The following is a 19,834-nucleotide window of genomic DNA, read 5'->3' as shown; positions in this document are numbered from 1 at the left end:
GCTCCTCCAAAGATCGCCCTTACGAGGCCCACTCATTGAAAGCCGACGGGAGGCCGACGACAAGAACCCCGGCCGGAGAACCGGCCGGGGTTCTTGGTGACCCGCGGAGATCAGCCGGTGAAGCCGACCGCCGTGAAGTCGTAGAACTGGTAGCCGCGAGAACCGAAGTTGGCGAGCGTCTTCTTGACCGCGTAGATGTCAGGACGCTGGTAGAGCGGGATGGTGTGCACCATGTCCCAGACCAGCTTGTCCGCGGCGTTGGCCTTCTCGATGGCCTTGGCCGGGTCCATCTCGCTCACCGCAGCGTCGATGGCCGCGTCGACGGCCGGGTCGCTACCCTTCGGGAAGTTGCTCTCCGAGCCGGTCTTGTAGATCTGCGCCAGACTCTGGATCGGCAGCGGCGTGCCGATCCACGAGAACGGCACCAGGTCGAAGTCGCCCTTGATGATGTAGTCGTTGAAGAACTTGTCCAAGGGGACGGGGCGGATCGTCACCTTGATCCCGGCCTCCTTGAGCATGGCCTGGGTGAGCTCGCCCTCCGTCTGCGACACCGGCGTGCCGGTGGGGATGACGAAGTTCAGCGCGAACTCCTTGCCGTCCTTCTTGCGGTACTCGCCCTCCTGCTTCCAGCCGGCCGCGTCGAGCAGCTGCTTGGCCTTCTCCAGGTTGTACTTGCCGAGGTCGCCGGAGTTGTCGACGTAGCCCTTGTGGTTGTTCATGAAGACGTGGTTGCCGAGCGTCTGGATCGGCCAGTCCATGTCCTTGAGGTCGGACTGCGTGATCACGTCACGGTTGATCGCGTACGCGATCGCGTGCCGGACGTTCTTGTCCTTCAGGAACTCGCTCTGGTTGTTGACGGTGAAGTGCCGCCAGTTCGGGCTGAGCGCCTTGCGGATCTCCGCGCCGGGGACCTCCTTGGCGCGCTTCAGCTCGGCCGGGGCGCCCGACGGGATCTCCACGGCGTCGATCTCCCCGTTGGCGAAGGCGTTCACCTGCGCGGCCGGCGACTCGATCGCCCGGAAGATGATCTTGTCGAGCTTGGGCTTCCTGCCCCACCACTTGTCGTCACGCACGAGCGTGAGCGTCTTGGTGCCCTCGTCGAGCTTCTCCACCTTGAAGGGGCCCGCGGTGGCGGGGATCTTCTGCAGGTAGCCCTTGTCGAACCCCTCGGGCGTGTCCACGTACTTGGCCGGGAAGAGGTGCGAGGTGGTCCGGTTGAACATGCCCTGCCACTCCAGGTAGGGCTTGGCGAAGGTGATGACGGCGACCTTGTCCGAGTCGCCCTTCTCGACCGACTCGATCTTGTCCCAGCCGTCCGTGGAGGCCGCCTTGAACGCCTTGTTCTTGCCGCTGTTGGTCTTCCACTGGGCCTCGAGGTCCTTCCACGTGATCGGCGTGCCGTCCGACCACGTGGCCTTCTCGTTGATCGTGTAGGTGACGACCTGCTTGCCCGACGACATGTCGTTCTTGACGTCGGTCACGTAGTCCTTGTTCGGCGTGAAGTTGGCCTCCGAGTCGGCCATCATCAGCTGCGGCATGAACACGTCGAGCATCTCGGCCGTGTCCGCCTGGTTGCCGTCGACGTGGTAGCCGTTCCACTGGCTCGGCCACTGGCCGACCACGAGGGTCAACGTGCCGCCGTCCTTCACCTGCTCGTAGGCGACCGGGTTGATGCTGATGGCCGGAACCTCCGCCATCTGCTGCTGCGCCTGCTGCGACTTCTGCGCAGTGGGCTGCTTGCTCTCGCCGGCCCCCCGCCGCAGGCCGCGACAGCCATGGCCAGGACCGCGATTCCCGCGGCTGCCCGGTATCGAACCTTCACTTTTCCTCCTGATCGTCCGAGGCCGTAATGACCTCGATCTCCTCCGCGTAGTGGCAGGCTGCGCCGTGGTCCACGGCGTTCGCGAGCCGAGCAACCGAGGGCTCTTCGTCCACACAGAGCTGCCGGTCCGCCTCGCTGAGCTGGGCGAACTTGGGGCAGCGGATGCGGAACCGGCAACCCGATGGCGGGTCGGCCGGGCTGGGCAGGTCGCCTTCGAGCAGGATCCGCTTCCGGGTGCGTTCCATCTCCGGGTCCGGCAGCGGGATCGCCGACAACAGCGCCTGCGTGTAGGGGTGCGCCGGGTGGTCGTAGACGTTCTCGACCGTGCCGATCTCGGCGATCCTGCCGAGGTACATCACGGCCACCCGGTCGGCCAGGTGCCTGACCACGGCCAGGTCGTGGGCCACGAACAGGTACGAGAGCCCCAGCGTGTTCTTCAGCTCCTCCAGCAGGTTGATGACACCCGCCTGGATGGAGACGTCGAGTGCCGACACCGGCTCGTCCAGGACGAGCAGCTTCGGCTCCAGCGCGAGCGCGCGGGCGATGCCGATGCGCTGGCGCTGCCCGCCGGAGAACTGCTGCGGGTAACGCTCGGCATGCTCGGGCGACAACCCGACCAGCTCCAGCAGCTCGGCGACGCGGGCCCGCACGTCTTTCCTGCCGTGCGCGCGCAGCGGCTCGGCGATGATGTCGCCGACCGGCATGCGCGGGTCGAGCGCGGCCATGGGGTCCTGGAAGACGATCTGCAGGTCGCGGCGGAGCGCCTTGCGCGCGCCCTTGTCGAGCTTGGCGCTGTCCTTGCCGAGCACGACGATCCGGCCGCCCTGCGGCGGCGCCAACTGCATGATCTGCTGCAGCGTGGTGGTCTTGCCGCAGCCGGACTCGCCCACCAGGGCCAATGTCTCGCCTTCGGCGATGTCGAAGCTGATGCCGTCGACCGCGTAGACGGTGCCGACGCGGCGCTTGAAGACCGCGCCCTTCATCAGCGGGTAGTGCCGGATCATGCCATCGAGCTGCAGCACCGTGGGGCGCTCGGCGCGCGGCACGCGAACCACGTCGCTCGGCGGGATGACCGGCACGGGGAACACGTCGGCCCCGGTCAGGCCCTTGTGCTCGATCTCGTGCGAGCGGATGCAGGCGACGTGCCGCCCGCCGGCGAACGGCGTGAGCGGCGGCTCCTCGTCGTCGCACATGTCCACCTTCATCGGGCAGCGCGGCGCGAACGGGCAGCCGGGCGGCAGCGCCGACGGCGACGGCGGGTTGCCCTCGATGGGCACCAGCGGCCCCTCCTCGCCGTCGACCCTGGGGATCGAGGCGAGCAGGCCCATCGTGTACGGCATCCGCGGCCGGTAGTAGATGTCGTCCACGGATCCCTGCTCGACCGGCCGGCCCGCGTACATGACGAGCACCCGGTCGGCCATGCCGGCGATGACGCCCAGGTCATGGGTGATCATCACGATGCCGGCGCCGGTCTCCTGCTGCGCGGTCTTGAGCACCTCCAGCACCTGCGCCTGGATGGTCACGTCGAGCGCCGTGGTGGGCTCGTCGCAGATCAGCAGGTCGGGGTCGTTGGCGATCGCCATGGCGATCATCGCGCGCTGCCGCATGCCGCCGGAGAACTCGTGCGGGAACGCCTTGGCCCGCAGGTGCGGGTTCGGGATGCCGACCAGGTCGAGCAGCTCCACGGCCCGCTTGGCGGCCTTGTCCTTGGCCATCTTCTGGTGCACGCGCACGGCCTCGGCGACCTGGTCGCCGATGGTGTAGACGGGCGTGAACGCCGACAGCGGATCCTGGAAGATCATGCTGATCGCCTTGCCGCGTACCTTGATCAGCTCGTCTTCGTCCATGCCGATCAGCTCGCGGCCGTGCAGCTTGACCGAGCCGCTGACCACGGCGTTCTTCGGCAGCAGGCCCATGATGGCGAGCGAGGTGACGGACTTGCCGGAGCCGGACTCGCCGACGATGCCGAGCACTTCACCGCGCTCGACTCCGTACGACACCCCGCGCACCGCCTGGATGCCGCCGGAGAAAGTGACGGTGAGGTCGCTGACCTCCAAGATGCTCACGAGTTGCTCCCCGGGTCGAGTGCGTCACGCAGGCCGTCGCCGATCAGGTTGATGCTCAGCACCAGGAGCACCAGCAGACCGGCGGGGAAGACGAACAGCCATGGGTAGCCGGTGGCGTTGCGCGAGCCCTCCGCGATGAGCGTGCCGAGCGAGACGTCGGGCGGCTGGATGCCGAACCCGAAGAAGGACAGCGCCGCCTCGCCGATGATCGCACCGCTGACGTTGAGCGTCGCGTCGATGATCAGCAAGGAGGACAGGTTGGGAACGATGTGCCGGAAGATGATCTTCCAGCGCGGGATGCCCATGTAGACGGCGGCCTGGACGTATTCACGCTCGCGGAGCGAGAGCGTCATGCTGCGGACCACCCTGGAGGTGATCATCCAGGTGAACGCGGCGAGCAGCACCACGAACCAGAGCCAGGAGCCGCCTTTCAACCTCGGCGAGATGATCGCGATGATCAGGAAGCTGGGGAGGACGAGCAGCAGGTCCACACCCCACATGAGGACCTTGTCCACCCAGCCGCCGAAGTATCCGGCGAACGCGCCCACCACCGCGGCGAGGCCGGTGGCGATCAGCGCCACCAGCAGGCCGATGACGATGGACTTCTGCATGCCGCGGAGCGTGACCGCGTACATGTCCTGCCCGATGGCGCCGGTGCCCCACCAGTGGTCGCCGTCAGGGGGCGACATGAAGGCCAGGAAGTCCTTGTCGGTCCAGTCGTACGAGCCGATGTACGGGCCGACGTACGCCAGGAGGATCAGCAGGACCAGGGCGGCGATGCCGTAACGGGCCTGCTTGTTGCGGAACAGGCGCCGGAGGACGACTTTGGAGCGCATGTCAGCTCACCCTCACCCGAGGATCGAGCGCCGCCACCAGCAGATCCGACAGGAAGGCAGCGAACAGGACACAGACGGCGGTGAAGAAGGTCACCGCGGCGACGGAGTTGACGTCATTGGCGTTGATCGCGTCGACCAGCCAGGCGCCCATGCCGTGCCAGGCGAAGATCTTCTCGGTGAAGATGGCTCCGGTGAACATCGTTCCGAACGCGAAAGCGAAGTAGGTGGCGGACGGGATCAGCGCCGTACGGAGCGCGTGCTTGATCAGCGCGGTCCTGCGTCGCAGGCCCTTGGCCATGGCCGTGCGGACGAAGTCCTGGCCGAGCACGTCCAGCATCATGTTGCGCTGGATGCGGCTGTAGAAGGCGATCGAGCCGAGGCTGAGGGAGATGGTCGGCAGGATCAGGTGGTTGAGCCGGTTGACGAACTGATCCCAGCCCGCCAGCTTCGGGTTGTACTCGCCGGTGTACTCGATCAGCGTGAACCCGAGCCCGTCGTTCAGGGTGTACGTCGCCATCGCCAGCAGCGTGGCCAGCAGGAAGACGGGAAGAGCCATGATCACGAAGGAGCTGACGCCGATTAACCGGTCGCTGAGCTTGTACTGCCGCACCGCCGAGATGGCCCCGAGCGCCACCCCGATGGCGAAGCCCACCACCGTGCCGATCAGCAGCAACCGCAGGCTGACGAAGATCCGCCGGCCCATCTCCGCGTTGACCGAGCCGCCGTTCCAGGTCCTGCCGAAGTCTCCCGCGATGACGCCCTTGGCCCACGTCCCGTAGCGCACGAGCACGGGGGTCTTGTCGTTCAGGTTGTAGGCGTCGAGCGTGGCGTCGATGACCGACTCGGCGATGGGAGGCTGACGTGCCTGGTACGCGGCCCGCGGGTTCATGGTGCTGGCGGCGAGCGTGTACGCGAGACTGGCCGCGATCACAACCAAGATCACATTTATTGCCAACCTGCGAAGCAGGTACTTGCCCATTACTCTCCGTTCGCGCTGTCCCGGGTACGGCGCCTCCGGCCAGAGGGCGCCCCCGCAACGTAAAGCCATCCCGAGACGGGAAATCACGGTGACCCGGAGATGGCGATCAAGCGGAGAATATCTGTAAAAATATAACGGTCAGAAACGACTGAATATAACAGTCAGGTCACTCACAAAAGATCGTGACATGTCACGACGCGCCCCTAATTTTGGGCCTTGACCTGCGGCTATGCTGACCATTTAGGGTGTTCTAACGCCGCCTCCACGGGTACTGTGTCACAAAACCCGGACAATAATTGACGAATGCGCGGAGTGATCTACATCATTGTGTAGACCCATAGAATCCACGCCGTTCTTGTCTCTCGGCCGATTCACGGGGGTCCTCGATCCGCAGCGGATCCATGCCCCGAGTCAGACCCTGAGTGCGGCCACTCCCGAACCGTGCAGGGCGTCCGGCAGCGGTGCGCCCGGCGAGGAGGAGCAGGAGCGAAAGGCCGGGGCCGGCCACTTCCGGGCCGGCGCCGACCGTCCAATCGGTGTCGGTCGCCCGCTGGGTGAGGCCGTCGAGGTTTCGCCTGGCGTTGAACGGCCACCCCATCGCCCACACCCGCCGCAGGCCTTCGCGGCTGTACTCGACGGGCACACCGTGAGATCGAAGCCGCATGGGAGGCCCACTTGGGCCGGACCCGGACCCGGCAGCTCCGGCAGGCACTGGCCGCCCTGCGCGAGATCACCGATCCGTACGCTCAGCCACACCCGCGTCAGCCCCGTGCGTGAGATCACCACCACAACAGACCAGCTTCATCTGATGAAATTTCATCTTCATCTGATGAAGGGCTAGGAAAAATCCGACTTGCGAGCTAACGTGCGGGGCGTGGCAACTGATCCTCAACGGGACGCCGCCCGGCACGTCCAGGTGGTGCACGCCCTCGGCGCCCGCATCGTCGGCGGCTCGCTGGCCCCCGGCACATCCATCCCCGTCGAAGAGCACCTCGTCGGTGAGCTGGGGGTGGGCCGGTCGGCGGTGCGGGAAGGCGTCAAGGTCCTGGCCGGCAAGGGCCTGCTGGAGACCAGGAGGAGCGCGGGCACCCGGGTACGCCCCCGCGAGTCCTGGAACCTGCTCGACGCCGACGTGCTCAGCTGGCGGTTCGAGCCGGAGCCGCGCCCCGAGGACATCCGGGTCCTGGCCGACCTGCGCGTGGCGCTGGAGCCGGGCGCGGCCAGGGTGGCGGCCGAGCGCGCCGACGCGAGCGCGGTGCGGCGCGTCGACGAGGCCCTGGCCGCCCTCTACGCCACCGCCGACGACCCCGAGCCGTTCATCGAAGCCGACCTGGCCTTTCACAAGGCCGTGTTCGCCGCGGCGGACAACGACCTGCTGCTCTACATCTACGACATGATCAGCATCGCCCTGCGGTCCGTGCGCCAGGTGCACACCCGCTCGGTGGCGCACAACAAGGAGACGCTGCCCGGCCACGAGCGCGTGGCGGTGGCGATCAGGCGCCGTCACCACCGCAAGGCCGAGGAGGCCATGCGCGAGGTGGTCGAGGTCGCCCGCGCCGACGCCGAGCAGCACATCCGCCTCTGTTGCTAGGAGCCATCACGTGGACGTCCTCCTCGACGTCGACGGCCCCGTGGCCGTCGTCACCCTCAACAGACCCGCCAAACTCAACGCCATCACCCCCGACATGGCCGCCGCGCTCAGGACCTGCCTGGCGCGGATCGACGCCGACCCGGCTGTCCGGGTGGCCGTGCTCACGGGCGCGGGCGAGCGCTCGTTCTGCGTGGGCAGCGACATCCGGGAGCTGGACGCGTACGACACGCCGTGGGAGTTCCGCAACCGCGGCGACTACGGCGACGCGGTCCGGGCCCTGCGCAAGCCGATCATCGCGGCCGTCAACGGCCACGCCTACGGCGGCGGCCTGGAGCTGGCCCTGGCCTGCGACATCCGGCTGGCCGCCGGCACGGCGACGTTCGCCGCCCCCGAGATCAAGCTCGGCTGGATCGGCGGCAGCGGCCAGTCCGCGCTGCTGGCCCACTCGATCGGTCCGGGCAACGCGGCCAGCATGTTGCTGACCGGCGACCCCGTCGACGCCGCCCGAGCCATGGCGTGGGGACTCGTCACCGAGGTGTTCCCGCAGGAGGAACTGCTGCCGGCCGCCATCGAGCTCGCCGGGAGAATCGCGACAAGATCCCCGATCGCGGCGCAGACCGCCAAGGCCAACCTGAAGGCCGCCTACTCGATGCCGCTCGACCAGGCGATCCAGTACGAGCGCGACCTGCAGACCGTCTGCTTCGCCACCGCCGACGCCGCCGAGGGCCGGGCCGCGTTCGCCGCCCGCCGCGAGCCCGTCTTCGAGGGGCGATGATGGGCGCGCTCGACGGCTACCGCGTCATCGACCTGTCCATCGCGATGGCGGGGCCACTGGCCGCCATGCGGCTGGGCGACCTGGGCGCGGACGTGGTCAAGGTGGAGCCGGTGACCGGCGAGTGGCAGCGGCACGCCCCCGCCGGCGGTGCCACGGGCCATCAGGTCAACGCCTCGTTCCTGTCGCTCAACCGCAACAAGCGCAGCCTCGCCGTCGACCTGAAGTCCGCTGAGGGCCGCGAGATCGTGCACCGGCTGGCCGCGACGGGCGACGTGTTCTTGCAGAACTACCGGCCCGGAGTGGCCGAGCGGCTCGGCATGGACTACGACACGATCAGCGCGCTCAACCCGCGCATCGTCTACGTCTCCATGTCGGGGTACGGAGAGAGCGGGCCGTACGTGTCGCGCCCGGGCCAGGACCTGCTGCTGCAGGCCATGAGCGGGGCGATGTTCAGTACGGGGCGCGAGGGCGACCCGCCGGCGCCCGCCGGGACGTACACGATCGACGCCGTCACCGCCTACAGCGCGTTCGAGGGCGCGCTGGCCGCGCTGCTGCACCGCGAGCGCACCGGTGAGGGCCAGCGGGTGAGCGTGAACATGCTGGACGCGGCCATCGCCGTGCAGATGCAGGAGCTGTCGGTCTTCACGGTCGGCAAGGTGCCGCAGCGGCGCGGGCGCGAGCCGCACGGCCACACCTACATCCGCGCGCCGTACGGGGTGTTCGCCACCAAGGACGGCTACCTCGCGCTCGGCATGCCGAGGCTCGACGTGCTGGCGGTCGCGCTCGACCTGCCGGAGGTGGCCGGCATGGACGGGCACGCCGACCGCGACGAGATCACCACGGCCGTGGCGAGCCGCCTCCCCGGCCGCACGACGGCCGAGTGGCTGGAGATCTGCGCCCGCCACGACCTGTGGGCGGGACCCGTCTACGACTACGCGGACCTGGTGGCCGATCCGCAGGTGAAGCACAACGGCTCGTTCGTCACGTACGAGCACCGCACCGAGGGCACGGTCACGACGCCCGGCTTCCCGTACCGCATGAGCGCCGGCCCGCCGTCGGTGCGGCGGGGCGCGCCGCTGGTCGGCGAGCACACGCGCGAGCTGCTCGACGAGCTCGGCTACCCGTCCGAGCGCACCACCGAGCTGGTGGCGAGGGGCGTGCTGGCATGCGCGGACTGACCTGGGACCACCCGCGCGGGTACGGCCCGCTGGACGAGCTGACCCGGCTGGATCTGGCCGGTGAGAACCCCTACGGCGACGTGCCCGAGCCCATCGAGTGGGATCGGCAGCCGCTCCAGGGGTTCGAGTCGGAGCCGATCGCGAAGCTCTGCGAGACCTACGACGTGCTCGTGGTCGACCATCCGGGGCTGGGCGCGGCCGTGGACGCGTTGGTGCCGATGGACGAGCTGTTCGGGCCCGACGAGCTGGCCAGGCTCAGGGCGGGCGCGGTCGGACGCACCTGGGAGAGCTACCACGTGCAGGGCCGCCAATGGGCGCTGCCGGTCGACGCGGCTACCCAGGTCGCGGTCGCGCGCCCCGGCGTGAAGGCGCCGGCGACCTGGCCTGAGGTGGCGGAGTTCGCCCGGGGCACGCGGCTGGCCTTGTGCCTGGGCGGGCCGCACGCGTTCCTCATGTACTGCGCGCTGTGTTCCGGCGACTTCCTCGACGAGAACGCCGGGACCAGGGCGCTGGAGCTCATGGCCGAGTTGCTCGCGCTCGCCGACCGGGAGGTGTCGCTCCGCAACCCGATCGGCGTGCTCGACGCCATGGCCTCGGGCGGGCCGGACTACTGCCCGCTGGTGTACGGCTACGTCACCTACCCGCTGGCGTTCTCCGACGCGCCCGCCTGGCCGGGGCACGCGCCGGGGAGCGTGCTCGGCGGCACCGGACTGGCGGTCTCGCGGCGGCGCGTCGGCACGATCGGCGCGTCCGTCCGCGCGCACCTGCGCCGGCTGATGTCCGAGCCGGTGCAGGCCACGCTCTTTCCCGCCACCGGCGGGCAACCGGCCGCCCGGTCCGTCTGGCAGGCACCGGGCGCCGCGGCGTTCTACCGCGGCACCGGCGCCACGATGGAGGCGGCCTGGATCAGGCCGCGTTTCCCCGGCTACGTCGCTCTGCAGGACAGGTCGTCCGCGCTGCTCCGCGACGGGCTGCTCGCCCGCGTCCCGGCCCGCGACCTGTTCACGAACCTGCGCGAGGAATGGAGGCACGCATGACCACGGCGCTCGTCACGGGCGCGGCGGGGGCGCTCGGCAAGGCGATCGTCCGCCGCCTGACCGCCGACGGCCACCAGGTGGCCGCACTCGACCTCGACGCCGGCTCCCTCGAAGGCGCGCTCAACCTCAAGGTGGACCTCCGCGACCCGGCCGCCATCGAGCAGGCGTTCACCGAGACGGCCGCGCGGCTCGGCCCGGTGGGCATCCTCGTCAACAACGCGGCCGTCTACTCCAGTCGGCCGTTCCTGGAGGTGCCGCTGGCCGAGTACGACGAGGTGCACGCGGTCAACCAGCGCGCCTACTGGCTGGCCGCCCAGCACGCCGCCAAGCAAATGACCGGAGGCGGCGCGATCGTCAACATCGCCTCGATCACCATGCACGGCGGCTGGTCCGACCTGGCCGCCTACGTCGCCACCAAAGGCGCGGCGGCCGCGCTGACCAGGGCACTCGCCCGAGAGCTCGGCCCGCGGGAGATCCGGGTCAACTGCGTGTCGCCGGGCGCGTTCCCCACGGCGGCCGAGGAGATCCATCCGGATCCGGAGGCCTACCACCGGTTCGTCCTGGAACGGCAGTCGCTGCAGCGGCGCGGCACCCCGGAGGAGCTGGCCGCCGTGGTGTCGTTCCTGGCCGGCCCGGACGCCTCGTTCGTGACCGGCCAGACCATCGAAGTCAACGGAGGGTGGGTGATGGCATGACGCCGGACCGCAGGCGGCTGGCCGAGCTGACCGGTGACCTGAGCGCGGCCGGCGGCGTCCGGCTGGTGACACTCGGGGACGGGCTCGAGCGCGGCATCAGGACCCTGGAGTTCCGCACCGGGTCGGGGCTGGCGTTCGACGTGCTGGTCGACCGGTGCATGGACATCGGGCACGCCGAGCACGCCGGGCGCGCGTTCGGCTGGCGCTCCCCCACCGGCTTCCGCCACCCCGGCCTGCACGAGAACGCCGACGAGGACGGCCTGTCATGGCTGCGCTCGTTCTCCGGGCTCGTCGTCACGGCCGGGCTCGACCACACACTCTTCGGCGGCGAGGTGCCCGCCGACGGCTACCGCTATCCACCCCGCCAGATCGTCCGGCACGGCCTGCACGGCCGCGTCGGCAACATCCCCGCCCGGCTGACCGGCTACGGGGAGCGGTGGGAGGCCGACCGCTGCGTGCTCTGGGCCGAGGGCGAGGTGCGCCAGGCCGCCGTGTTCGCCGAGAACCTGCGCCTGATCCGGCGCATCGAGGCCGACCTGGGCGGCGACGAGATCAGGCTGATCGACACGGTCACCAACGCCGGGTTCGAGCCGGCGCCGCACATGTTCCTCTACCACATCAACCTCGGCTGGCCGCTGCTCGACGAGGGCGCCAGGTTCGAGGCCGACATCCGCGAGACCCTCTGGCAGACCGACAGCGTGGCCGAGCAGAAGGCCGATCACCTCACCTTCCCGGGGCCCGCCCCCGGGTTCGTGGAGCAGGTGTACGAGCACGCGCTCGTCCCCGGCGAGGACGGCATGCACCGGGTGGCGGTGGTCAACGACCGGCTCGGCATGAAGGTGAGCGTGGAGTGGCCGGCGGCGGAGTTCCCGTACTTCTTCGAGTGGCTGAACCTGCGCTCCGGCAACTACGCGGTGGGTCTGGAGCCGTCCACCCACCACGTGTCCGGCGACGCGGCGGCCAGGGAGGACGGCAGCATGATCTGGCTGGGGCCGCTGGAGTCGCGGGTCTACCACACGACCTTCCGCGTCTCCTGATGCAGGCCGTACGCGCGTCTGGCCGTGCCGGCGAACACCTCGTCGCGCTCGCCCTTCGACAGTCCCGCGCACAACTCGTCCGCGACCTGCGCCACCTGCGCGTATTCGGCCGCGAGCAGGCACACCGGCCAGTCGGAGCCGAACATCACCCGATCCGGCCCGAACGCCTCCAGCACGACCTCCACGTACGGCCGCAGGTCGGACACCCGCCAGGCCGCCCAGTCGGCCTCGGTGACCATGCCGGACAGCTTGCAGAAGACGTTCGGGTGCGCGGCCAGCTCCTTGATCCGGGTGCGCCACGGCTCCAGCTCGCCGGCCGCGATCGGCGGCTTGGACAGGTGGTCGAGCACGAACGTCAGCCCCGGCATGGCCCGCACCGTGTCGATGGCGGCCGGCAACTGGTGCGGAAGCGTCAGCAGGTCGTAGGCCAGCCCGGCGGCCTCCACCGCGGCGAGCCCCCGCCGCACGTCGGGCCGGTTGAGCCAGGCGGGGTCGGGCTCGGACTGCACGCCGTGGCGCACGCCCACCAGCCCGGCGGGCAGGGCGGCCAGCGTGTCGGCGGCGTCGGCCGCGGTGAGGTCGATCCAGCCGACCACGCCCGCGACGAGGTCGGAGCGGGCGGCGAGATCCAGGAACTCGCGCGTCTCGTCCAGGTCGGACAGCACCTGGACGAGCACGGTGCGGGTCACCCCGGCCGCGGCGGCGGGCGCGGCCAGGTCGTCGAGCGTGAACGTGCGCCGGACCGGCGCCATCGGCTCCGGGTCCAGCCAGGTGTGGGGGCGGACGGAGAGGTCCCAGACGTGGTGGTGTGCGTCGATGCGGTCCATGGGCTAATCGAGCTCCAGCTCGGTCCAGAGGTCGTCGGGGTCGTGGATGAGCGCGAGGAACCGGCCCAGCCTGCGCTCGCGGCTCTCCTCTCGGGCGGGAGATCGTTTGCAGACCGAAACCTAGCAGACCTCCAACGCTTCCGAGTCTCCCTCCATGCTCTGGAACAGGAGTAACGATGATCAATGATGGCTACACACGACGTGGCGTGCTGGCGACCGGGTTAGGCGCCGCCGCCGGAACCCTGCTGACGAGCGGCGTCCCCGCACGTGCCGCCGCCACCGACGGCAACCCCCTGACCCTCTGGTACACACGCCCCGCCGCGGCCTGGCTGGAGGCGCTGCCGGTCGGCTGCGGGCGGCTCGGCGCCATGGTGTTCGGCGGCGTGGCCACCGAGCGGTTCCAGCTCAACGAGGACAGCATCTGGGCCGGCGGGCCGCACACCTACGACAGTCCCGAGGCGCTGGCCGCGCTCCCCGAGATCAGGCGGCTGGTCTGGGAGGACAAGTGGCAGGCGGCGCAGAACCTGGCCGACCGGACGTTCCTCGGCAGGCCCAGCGAGCAGGCGCCGTACCAGGTGCTCGGCGACCTCACCCTGACGTTCCCCGGCTCGGCCGAGTTCACGGAGTACCGCCGCCAGCTGGACCTGACGCGGGCGGTCACCAGCGTGACGTACGTCCGCGACGGCGTGCGCCACACGCGTGAGGTCTTCGCCAGCAACCCCGACCAGGTCATCGTCGTCCGGCTGGCGGCCGACAAGCCCGGCTCCGTGACCTTCCAGGCGGCCTTCTCCAGCCCGCAGTCCTCCGGCGTCGCGGCCGCCGGGCAGGACACGATCGCCCTCGACGGGGTCAGCGGGGACACTCAGGGGCTCAAGGGCGAGGTGCGTTTCCGCGCCCTGGCGAAGGCGCAGGCGAAGGGCGGCACGGTCCGGGCCGACGGCGGCACGCTGGCCGTCGAGGGCGCCGACGAGGTCACGCTGCTGATCTCCATGGGGTCCAGTTACCGCAGTTACAAGGACGTCGGCGGTGACCCCGCCGAGGTGGCGGAGCGGCATCTCGTGCGGGCGAGCGGGCAGCCGTACGAGGTGCTGCGGCGTAAGCACGTACACGACTATCAGCGGCTCTTCGGCCGCGTCGAGATCGACCTCGGCACCTCGGAGGCGGTGGCGCTGCCGACCGACGAGCGCATCGCGCGCCGGCGACTCGACGCCGACCCGCAGCTGGCGGCCCTGTACTTCCAGTACGGCCGGTATCTGCTGATCTCCTGCTCCCGCTCCCCCGGCTACGCCGCCAACCTGCAGGGCATCTGGAACGACTCCCTCACCCCCGCCTGGGAGTCGAAGTACACCATCAACATCAACTGCGAGATGAACTACTGGCCGGCCGGCCCGGCCAACATCATCGAGTGCATGGACCCGCTGTTCGACCTGATCAAGGATCTGTCGGAGACGGGGGCCAAGACGGCGCGGACGCAGTACGGCGCGGGCGGATGGGTGGCGCACCACAACACCGACGGCTGGCGTGGCACGGCCCCCGTGGACTTCGCCTTCTACGGCGTGTGGCCCACCGGCGGCGCCTGGTTGTGCCTGACCTTGTGGGAGCACTACCTCTACACCGGGGACGAGCGACGGCTGCGCGAGCACTTCCCGCTGATCAAGGGCTCGGTGCGGTTCTTCCTCGAGACACTGCAGACCGACCCCAGGACCGGCTACCTCGTCACCAACCCGTCGCACTCGCCCGAGGTGGGGCACCATGAGGACGGCGGCGAGAACGTCAGCATCTGCGCGGGGCCGACCATGGACATGCAGATCCTGCGTGACCTGTTCGAGGCCTTCGCCTCCGCGTCGGAGGCGCTGGGGCAAGACCCGGAGATGCGGGAGCAGGTGCTGGAAGCACGCTCCCGGCTCGTGCCGAACCAGATCGGGCACCTCGGGCAGATCCAGGAGTGGCAGGAGGACTACCGGGGAGACGCGGCGCTGTCGCGCAGCCGGCACATCTCCCACCTGTGGGGGCTGTTTCCCGGGCACCAGATCGACCCGCGTCTGTCGCCGGAGCTGGCCGCGGCCGCGCGCCGGACCTTGCAGCTGCGCGGGGAGGCGGGGGCCGGGTGGTCACTCGCCTGGAAGATCAACTTCTGGGCTCGGTTGCTGGACGCGGCGGAGGCCTACAAACGGCTGAGCAACCTGCTGGTGCCTGCCCGGACCGCGCCGAACATGTTCGACCTGCATCCCCCTTTCCAGATCGACGGCAACTTCGGCGGCACGTCGGGGATCACGGAGATGTTGCTGCAGAGCCACGCCGACCAGGTGCATGTGCTGCCCGCCCTGCCCGCCGCCTGGCCTTCCGGGTCGTTCCGGGGGTTGCGGGCGCGGGGCGGCTTCGAGGTGTCCCTGGAGTGGGCCGGCAGGGTGCTGACGCGCGGCCGGATCCGCTCGGACCTGGGCCGCCGGCTGACCCTGCGCACCTCGAAGCCGGTCACGGTGATGCTGGACGGCCGCCCGGTCAAGGCCGAGCGACCGGAGCCCACCGTGCTCGTCCTCGACACCCGCCGCCACGCCGTCTACGACATCACGCCGTCGCCCTGACCCACCTGTCCGCGCACCCACGCTGGATCGGGGTTCACACGCGGCCCGCCTGCCCGGAAGTAGACGATCGGCCGGCCGTCGGCGGCGCCGCGGCGTTGTGCCTGCACCACCGGAAGGAGCCAAGCCCGCGCCATGGAGACCGATGCTAGTGGTGGCGCCGGCTCGTCGCGTCGGCGCGGGCGCGGGGCCGGGTGCGGGAGGCCTCGCCGCGGGCGTGGGCGGCGAACAGGCGGGCGGCCTCGTCGGGGTCGCCCGACGCCAGAGCCGCCACCAGGTCGTCGTGGTGCCCCGCCATCGCCGTCCAGTCCCCGGCGTACAGCGGGTTGCCCACCACGTGCAGGCTCCACAGGTTCGACTCGATCGTCCGCCACAACCTCAGCAGGAAGGAGTTGCCGCACGCGGCGCACACCCGCCGATGAAACGCCAGGTCCGCGTCCCTGAACGCCCCGATGTCACCGTCCTTGGCCGCCTTCCGCATGGCCAGCACGTCGGCCGAGAGCTGCCGCAACGTGTCGGCCTGGATGCGGGCGGCCGCGCCCCGGGCGGCGTACTCCTCCAGCAGCACCCGGATCTCGCGCACCTCCCTGGCCTGCTCGTCGGAGATCTCCGCGACGTAGCTCCCCCGGTTGGGATAGGAGATGACCAGGCCTTCGTGTGCCAGCCGCTTGATGGCCTCCCGGGCAGGGGCCTGGCTGGTGCCGACCCGCCGCGCGATCTCGGCCTCCACGAGCCGCTGTCCCGGCACGAGCTCCCCCGACACGATCCAGCCGCGCAGCAGCGCATAGACCCGGTCGGACAGCAGCTCCCTGGGCAGCAGCCGGTCGGCGGGCGGCGCGACCTGCTGCTCCTGCCAGATGCGCGCGACCGTGGACTGCGACAGCCCGAGCTGCCTGGCCATGGTCCGGGTGGACGGCACGGCGGCGCCGCCGGCCGCCGCGGCGATCACGCGCTCGGCCTCCTCCCGCTCGGGGCTGCGCGGCCGCCCGGGCCGCGGCGCGTCCGACAGCCCGTCCAGACCCCGCTCCACGAACCTGGCCCGCCACTTGGCGACGGTCGCCGGGCTCACCGCCAGCCGCGTCGCGATCTCCTTGCGCGGCAGCCCGTCGGCGCAGGCCAGCACGATGCGGCTGCGCAGCGCCAGCCCGCCGCCCGGCTCCTTCGCCTGCGCCCGCAGCGCGGACAGCTCCTCCGCGCTCAGCACCAGCCGCTTGTCGTCCTCGCGTCCGAGTCCTGCCACAGTCCACACCCTAACGTATTTATGACTCACTCATCGGCCAGAAACGAATTTGTCGCTGCGTAAAACCCCTTGACCGACCCAAGTTACCAACGTATTAAATAATCGCTAATCGAGTAACGACCCATTAAAAGGCGTCGCAGATCTCGCCCCCTTGGAGGTGCGATGCGTTCCCCCCGTCCATCCCTCGCCCTGCCCGCCGTCGCCTGTCTCTTCTTGCTCACCGCATGCGGCGGAGGCGGCTTCGCGGACAACTCGACAGCGCAGCAGAGCGGGGGCGGCCAGGTCACGGTCAGGATGCTGGTCAACATCAGCCCCAACCTCACCCAGGCCTACTGGGACGGGCTGGTCAAGCCGTTCGAGCAGGCCAACCCGGGCATCGACGTCAAGATCGAGGCCCCAACCGGCAAGGGCGTGGCGGACACGCTGCCGCAGCAGCTCGCCGCGGGCAACGCCCCGGACGTGGTCGAGACGCTGATGGCCGACGAGACGCTGGCCAAGCAGATGCTCGATCTGACCGACCAGCCGTGGGCCAAGGACACGCCGCTCGCCCAGCAGGCCAAGCTGGGCGGCAAGATCTACACGGTCGGCGTCGGCGTGCAGGCGCAGTCGCTGGTCTTCTACAACAAGAGCGCCTTCGACAAGGCCGGGATCGACCGGCCGCCGACGACGTTCGACGAGTTCGACGCGGCCATGGGCAAGCTCAAGGACGCCGGCTACCTGCCGCTGCAGACGGGCGGCGACTTCCTCACCGGGCTGCAGCTGCTCCAGCTGTCCAACCCGAGCCGGGCCCAGCTCCACCCCGCCTGGCAGCAGGACGTCAAGGCGGGCAAGGTCAAGGCCGGCGAGTCGTTGCTGCCCTACCTGGAGCGCTACCGCATCTGGATCGACAAGGGGTACGTCGACAAGAACGCCCTCGGCATGAAGTACGCCGACGCGGAGACCGCGTTCCTGTCCGGCAAGTCGGCCATGTACGTCATGGGGAGCTGGTTCACCGCCGCCGAGGCCAAGGCCCAGAAGGACTTCGAGGTCGGCGTCTTCCCCGCCCCGGTCGACAAGGGGCAGGCCTACCCCGGCCCGCAGGGCGCCACGCTCGCGGCCCCGTACATGATCCTGAAGTCCACCCCGAACAAGGACGCGGCGCTCAAGCTGGTCCAGTGGCTCGTCACCGACCCGGCCGCGGTCAAGAGCCAGCTGAAGCAGGACGGCAACTTCCGCACCGGCGTCGAGCGTGAGTTCACGTCGCTGGAGAAGCAGGTGCAGGAGATCCTCGACAACGCGCCGTCCGGGGTTCCGCAGGGCGAGGGGTACGGCGACGCGACCCTCCCCAAGGGCTTCAACGCCGCCTGGAACAGCGAGGTCCAGGGCCTGTATGTGGGCAAGTCGCCCAAGGAGGCGGCCGAGGGCGTGGACCGCTGGCTGGCCGGCCGCTCATGACCCTCACCCGAGAAGCACCCCCCGTCGTGCCCCGAGCCGTCGCCGAGAAGCCGAAGAGGAAGCGCCATGACGGCCTGGTCACCGCGGTCATGGTCGGTCCCGCCGCCGTCCTCTACACGGTGATGCTCATCATCCCGGTCGGTCTGGCCTTCTACCTCAGCCTGACCGACTGGGACGGCTTCAGCGCCACCCCGGCCTTCGTCGGCGCCGCCAACTACGCCGACCTGCTCGACGACCCCGAGCTACGCCGCGCCGCCCTGGTCACCCTGCTGATCGCCGCGGCGGGCACGGCCGCGCTGAACCTCCTCGGACTCGGCTTCGCGCTGCTGGTGAACGGCGCCTCGCGGGCCAACACCTTCTTCCGGATCGTGCTGTTCTATCCGCACGTGCTGAGCGCCCTGGTGGTGGGCTTCCTGTGGTCGGCCATCCTCGGGACCACCGGCGCGGTCAACAACCTCGTCACCACCTGGGGCGGGGAGGTGATCCCGTTCCTGTCCGACCCGGTGTGGGCCACGGTCACCATGATCGCGGTGCTGGTGTGGGCCGGGTTCGGCGTCAACGTCGTGCTCTACCTGGCGGGACTGCAGGCGGTGCCGCTTTCGCTGATCGAGGCGGCGCGGATCGACGGGGCGACGCGGTGGCAGGTGTTCCGGCACGTGACGCTGCCGGCGCTCGGGCCCTCCGTGACGATCAACATCGTGTTGTCGCTGGTGACGCTGCTGAAGACGTACGACCTGGTGGTGTCGCTGACGGCGGGCGGCCCGGCCGGGCAGACGCAGACCGTCGCCTACCTCATCCTGTGGAACTCCTTCCACGACGCCCGCCTCGGATTCGGCTCGGCGCAGTCGGTGATCCTGATGCTGGTGACGGCGGCGCTGGCGTTCGTGGTGACGAAGCTGCGCAGGCGCGGCGAGCTGGCGGTGCACCAATGAGAAAGTCCTTCCTCTGGGTCACCGTCGCGTTCATGCTGGTGCCGCTCTACGTGCTGACGGTCAACGCGTTCAAGGGCCAGCAGGACATCCTCGCCGAACCGTTCGGGCTCGGTGGCCTCACCCTCGAACCGCTGGGCAGGGCGCTGACGAACCCGCAGTTCAACGTGGTCAAGGGGTACGCGGTCACGTTGTTGTTCGTGGTGGCGGTCAACGTGTTGTCGGTGCTGCTGGCCGCCCCCGCCGCGTACGTGATCGCGCGCAGCCCCAAGCGCAGGTTCCGCATCCTGATGTTGTTCTTCCTGGCCGGGACGTTCATCCCGGGGCAGGTGCTGGTCATCCCGGTCGTGTACGTGCTCAAGACCCTCGGCCTGATGGGCACCATCCGTGGGTTCGTCCTGTTCGAGACCGTGTTAACGCTACCCTTCTCGATCTTCCTGTACGCCGGCTACATCGCCACCATCCCGGCCGTGCTCGACCAGGCGGCGGCCGTGGACGGGGCCGGGCGGCTGCGCACCTTCTGGCGGATCGTCTTCCCGCTGATGCGGCCCGCGGTGGCCACGATGGTCATCCTCAACACCTTCTCGGTGTGGAACGACTTCGTGAACCCGCAGATCATCCTGGGCCCCGGCAGCGGCCTCTACACGGTGACGACCGGCGTGTACGCGGCGGTCAGCCAGTACTCCACCGACTACACGGTGGTCTTCCCGACGCTGCTGCTCGCCATCGTTCCCCTGCTCGTCTTCTTCGTCTTCATGCAACGGCACATCATCAGCGGCCTCACCACAGGTGCGACGAAAGGTTGA

16 protein-coding genes are annotated in these 19,834 nt (G+C 69.6%); 10 read left to right on the top strand and 6 right to left on the bottom strand.

The genetic code is table 11. The features are described 5' to 3' along the window. Nucleotides 1-110: 110 nt before the first annotated feature. The 4 genes from EDD27_RS04450 to EDD27_RS04435 all read right to left on the bottom strand — a co-directional run bounded on the left by EDD27_RS04450 (nt 111) and on the right by EDD27_RS04435 (nt 5,703). Complete coding sequence (locus tag EDD27_RS04450) at nt 111-1,697, bottom strand: ABC transporter family substrate-binding protein (RefSeq protein WP_241563861.1); 1,587 nt, start codon at nt 1,695-1,697, stop codon at nt 111-113. Between the two features lie 121 nt (nt 1,698-1,818). Further along, complete coding sequence (locus EDD27_RS04445) at nt 1,819-3,888, bottom strand: ABC transporter ATP-binding protein (protein ID WP_127931208.1); 2,070 nt, start codon at nt 3,886-3,888, stop codon at nt 1,819-1,821. Further along, on the bottom strand, nt 3,885-4,724 hold the full coding sequence (locus tag EDD27_RS04440; RefSeq protein ID WP_127931207.1) for an ABC transporter permease: 840 nt from the start codon (nt 4,722-4,724) through the stop codon (nt 3,885-3,887). Before EDD27_RS04440 ends, EDD27_RS04445 begins: the two co-directional genes overlap by 4 nt. 1 nt (nt 4,725) lies before the next feature. Next, on the bottom strand, nt 4,726-5,703 hold the full coding sequence (locus EDD27_RS04435; protein ID WP_127931206.1) for an ABC transporter permease: 978 nt from the start codon (nt 5,701-5,703) through the stop codon (nt 4,726-4,728). Nucleotides 5,704-6,577: 874 nt separating this feature from the next. Between EDD27_RS04435 and EDD27_RS04425 the strand changes: the two genes are divergently transcribed. The 6 genes from EDD27_RS04425 to EDD27_RS04400 are packed head-to-tail and all read left to right on the top strand — an operon-like array spanning nt 6,578 to nt 12,016. After that, a complete protein-coding gene (locus EDD27_RS04425; protein ID WP_164903475.1) occupies nt 6,578-7,294 on the top strand; it encodes a FadR/GntR family transcriptional regulator in 717 nt (238 codons plus the stop codon). 10 nt (nt 7,295-7,304) lie between these two features. After that, nucleotides 7,305-8,069 carry an enoyl-CoA hydratase/isomerase family protein gene (locus EDD27_RS04420; RefSeq protein ID WP_127931203.1) on the top strand — a complete coding sequence of 255 codons (765 nt, stop codon included), beginning with the start codon at nt 7,305-7,307 and terminating at the stop codon, nt 8,067-8,069. Next, the gene (locus tag EDD27_RS04415; protein ID WP_206641240.1) at nt 8,066-9,247 is read left to right on the top strand and encodes a CaiB/BaiF CoA transferase family protein; all 1,182 of its coding nucleotides are present in this window, start codon (nt 8,066-8,068) and stop codon (nt 9,245-9,247) included. The genes EDD27_RS04420 and EDD27_RS04415 overlap by 4 nt, the downstream gene beginning before the upstream one ends. Continuing rightward, entirely contained in the window at nt 9,235-10,284 is a 1,050-nt protein-coding gene (locus tag EDD27_RS04410; protein ID WP_127931202.1) for a type 2 periplasmic-binding domain-containing protein, read from the top strand. Before EDD27_RS04415 ends, EDD27_RS04410 begins: the two co-directional genes overlap by 13 nt. Beyond that, nucleotides 10,281-10,979 (top strand): SDR family NAD(P)-dependent oxidoreductase, encoded by a 699-nt coding sequence (locus tag EDD27_RS04405; protein ID WP_127931201.1) that lies wholly within the window; start codon nt 10,281-10,283, stop codon nt 10,977-10,979. The genes EDD27_RS04410 and EDD27_RS04405 overlap by 4 nt, the downstream gene beginning before the upstream one ends. Then, nucleotides 10,976-12,016 (top strand): aldose 1-epimerase family protein, encoded by a 1,041-nt coding sequence (locus tag EDD27_RS04400; protein ID WP_127931200.1) that lies wholly within the window; start codon nt 10,976-10,978, stop codon nt 12,014-12,016. The genes EDD27_RS04405 and EDD27_RS04400 overlap by 4 nt, the downstream gene beginning before the upstream one ends. Here the strand turns inward: EDD27_RS04400 and EDD27_RS04395 are convergent. Further along, a complete protein-coding gene (locus EDD27_RS04395) occupies nt 11,989-12,843 on the bottom strand; it encodes an amidohydrolase family protein (protein ID WP_127931199.1) in 855 nt (284 codons plus the stop codon). The genes EDD27_RS04400 and EDD27_RS04395 overlap by 28 nt on opposite strands. A gap of 176 nt (nt 12,844-13,019) precedes the next feature. On the opposite strand from EDD27_RS04395, the gene EDD27_RS04390 reads away from it, so the two are divergent. Continuing rightward, nucleotides 13,020-15,428 carry a glycoside hydrolase family 95 protein gene (locus EDD27_RS04390; RefSeq protein ID WP_127931198.1) on the top strand — a complete coding sequence of 803 codons (2,409 nt, stop codon included), beginning with the start codon at nt 13,020-13,022 and terminating at the stop codon, nt 15,426-15,428. 145 nt (nt 15,429-15,573) lie between these two features. On the opposite strand, the gene EDD27_RS04385 is transcribed toward EDD27_RS04390, so the two are convergent. After that, on the bottom strand, nt 15,574-16,665 hold the full coding sequence (locus tag EDD27_RS04385; RefSeq protein ID WP_206641239.1) for an FCD domain-containing protein: 1,092 nt from the start codon (nt 16,663-16,665) through the stop codon (nt 15,574-15,576). Nucleotides 16,666-16,827: 162 nt separating this feature from the next. Here EDD27_RS04385 and EDD27_RS04380 point away from each other — a divergent pair, with 162 nt between their 5' ends. The 3 genes from EDD27_RS04380 to EDD27_RS04370 are packed head-to-tail and all read left to right on the top strand — an operon-like array spanning nt 16,828 to nt 19,834. Next, on the top strand, nt 16,828-18,099 hold the full coding sequence (locus EDD27_RS04380) for an ABC transporter substrate-binding protein (RefSeq protein WP_127931196.1): 1,272 nt from the start codon (nt 16,828-16,830) through the stop codon (nt 18,097-18,099). Then, nucleotides 18,096-19,031 (top strand): carbohydrate ABC transporter permease, encoded by a 936-nt coding sequence (locus EDD27_RS04375; RefSeq protein ID WP_206641238.1) that lies wholly within the window; start codon nt 18,096-18,098, stop codon nt 19,029-19,031. Before EDD27_RS04380 ends, EDD27_RS04375 begins: the two co-directional genes overlap by 4 nt. After that, nucleotides 19,028-19,834: a carbohydrate ABC transporter permease gene (locus EDD27_RS04370; protein WP_127931195.1), complete on the top strand. Its 807-nt coding sequence runs from the start codon at nt 19,028-19,030 to the stop codon at nt 19,832-19,834. The genes EDD27_RS04375 and EDD27_RS04370 overlap by 4 nt, the downstream gene beginning before the upstream one ends.

The organism is Nonomuraea polychroma (assembly GCF_004011505.1).
GTDB lineage: Bacteria > Actinomycetota > Actinomycetes > Streptosporangiales > Streptosporangiaceae > Nonomuraea > Nonomuraea polychroma.
This window is presented reverse-complemented; position numbering and strand designations above follow the sequence as displayed.

What these genes read in the sequence shown, in the direction of transcription:
- EDD27_RS04450 (WP_241563861.1), bottom strand. Translation starts at nt 1,697, where the DNA reads ATGGCGGAGGTTCCGGCCATCAGCATCAACCCGGTCGCCTACGAGCAG.
- EDD27_RS04440 (WP_127931207.1), bottom strand. Translation starts at nt 4,724, where the DNA reads ATGCGCTCCAAAGTCGTCCTCCGGCGCCTGTTCCGCAACAAGCAGGCC.
- EDD27_RS04435 (WP_127931206.1), bottom strand. Translation starts at nt 5,703, where the DNA reads ATGGGCAAGTACCTGCTTCGCAGGTTGGCAATAAATGTGATCTTGGTT.
- EDD27_RS04415 (WP_206641240.1), top strand. Translation starts at nt 8,066, where the DNA reads ATGATGGGCGCGCTCGACGGCTACCGCGTCATCGACCTGTCCATCGCG.
- EDD27_RS04410 (WP_127931202.1), top strand. Translation starts at nt 9,235, where the DNA reads ATGCGCGGACTGACCTGGGACCACCCGCGCGGGTACGGCCCGCTGGAC.
- EDD27_RS04405 (WP_127931201.1), top strand. Translation starts at nt 10,281, where the DNA reads ATGACCACGGCGCTCGTCACGGGCGCGGCGGGGGCGCTCGGCAAGGCG.
- EDD27_RS04400 (WP_127931200.1), top strand. Translation starts at nt 10,976, where the DNA reads ATGACGCCGGACCGCAGGCGGCTGGCCGAGCTGACCGGTGACCTGAGC.
- EDD27_RS04395 (WP_127931199.1), bottom strand. Translation starts at nt 12,843, where the DNA reads ATGGACCGCATCGACGCACACCACCACGTCTGGGACCTCTCCGTCCGC.
- EDD27_RS04390 (WP_127931198.1), top strand. Translation starts at nt 13,020, where the DNA reads ATGATCAATGATGGCTACACACGACGTGGCGTGCTGGCGACCGGGTTA.
- EDD27_RS04380 (WP_127931196.1), top strand. Translation starts at nt 16,828, where the DNA reads ATGCGTTCCCCCCGTCCATCCCTCGCCCTGCCCGCCGTCGCCTGTCTC.
- EDD27_RS04375 (WP_206641238.1), top strand. Translation starts at nt 18,096, where the DNA reads ATGACCCTCACCCGAGAAGCACCCCCCGTCGTGCCCCGAGCCGTCGCC.
- EDD27_RS04370 (WP_127931195.1), top strand. Translation starts at nt 19,028, where the DNA reads ATGAGAAAGTCCTTCCTCTGGGTCACCGTCGCGTTCATGCTGGTGCCG.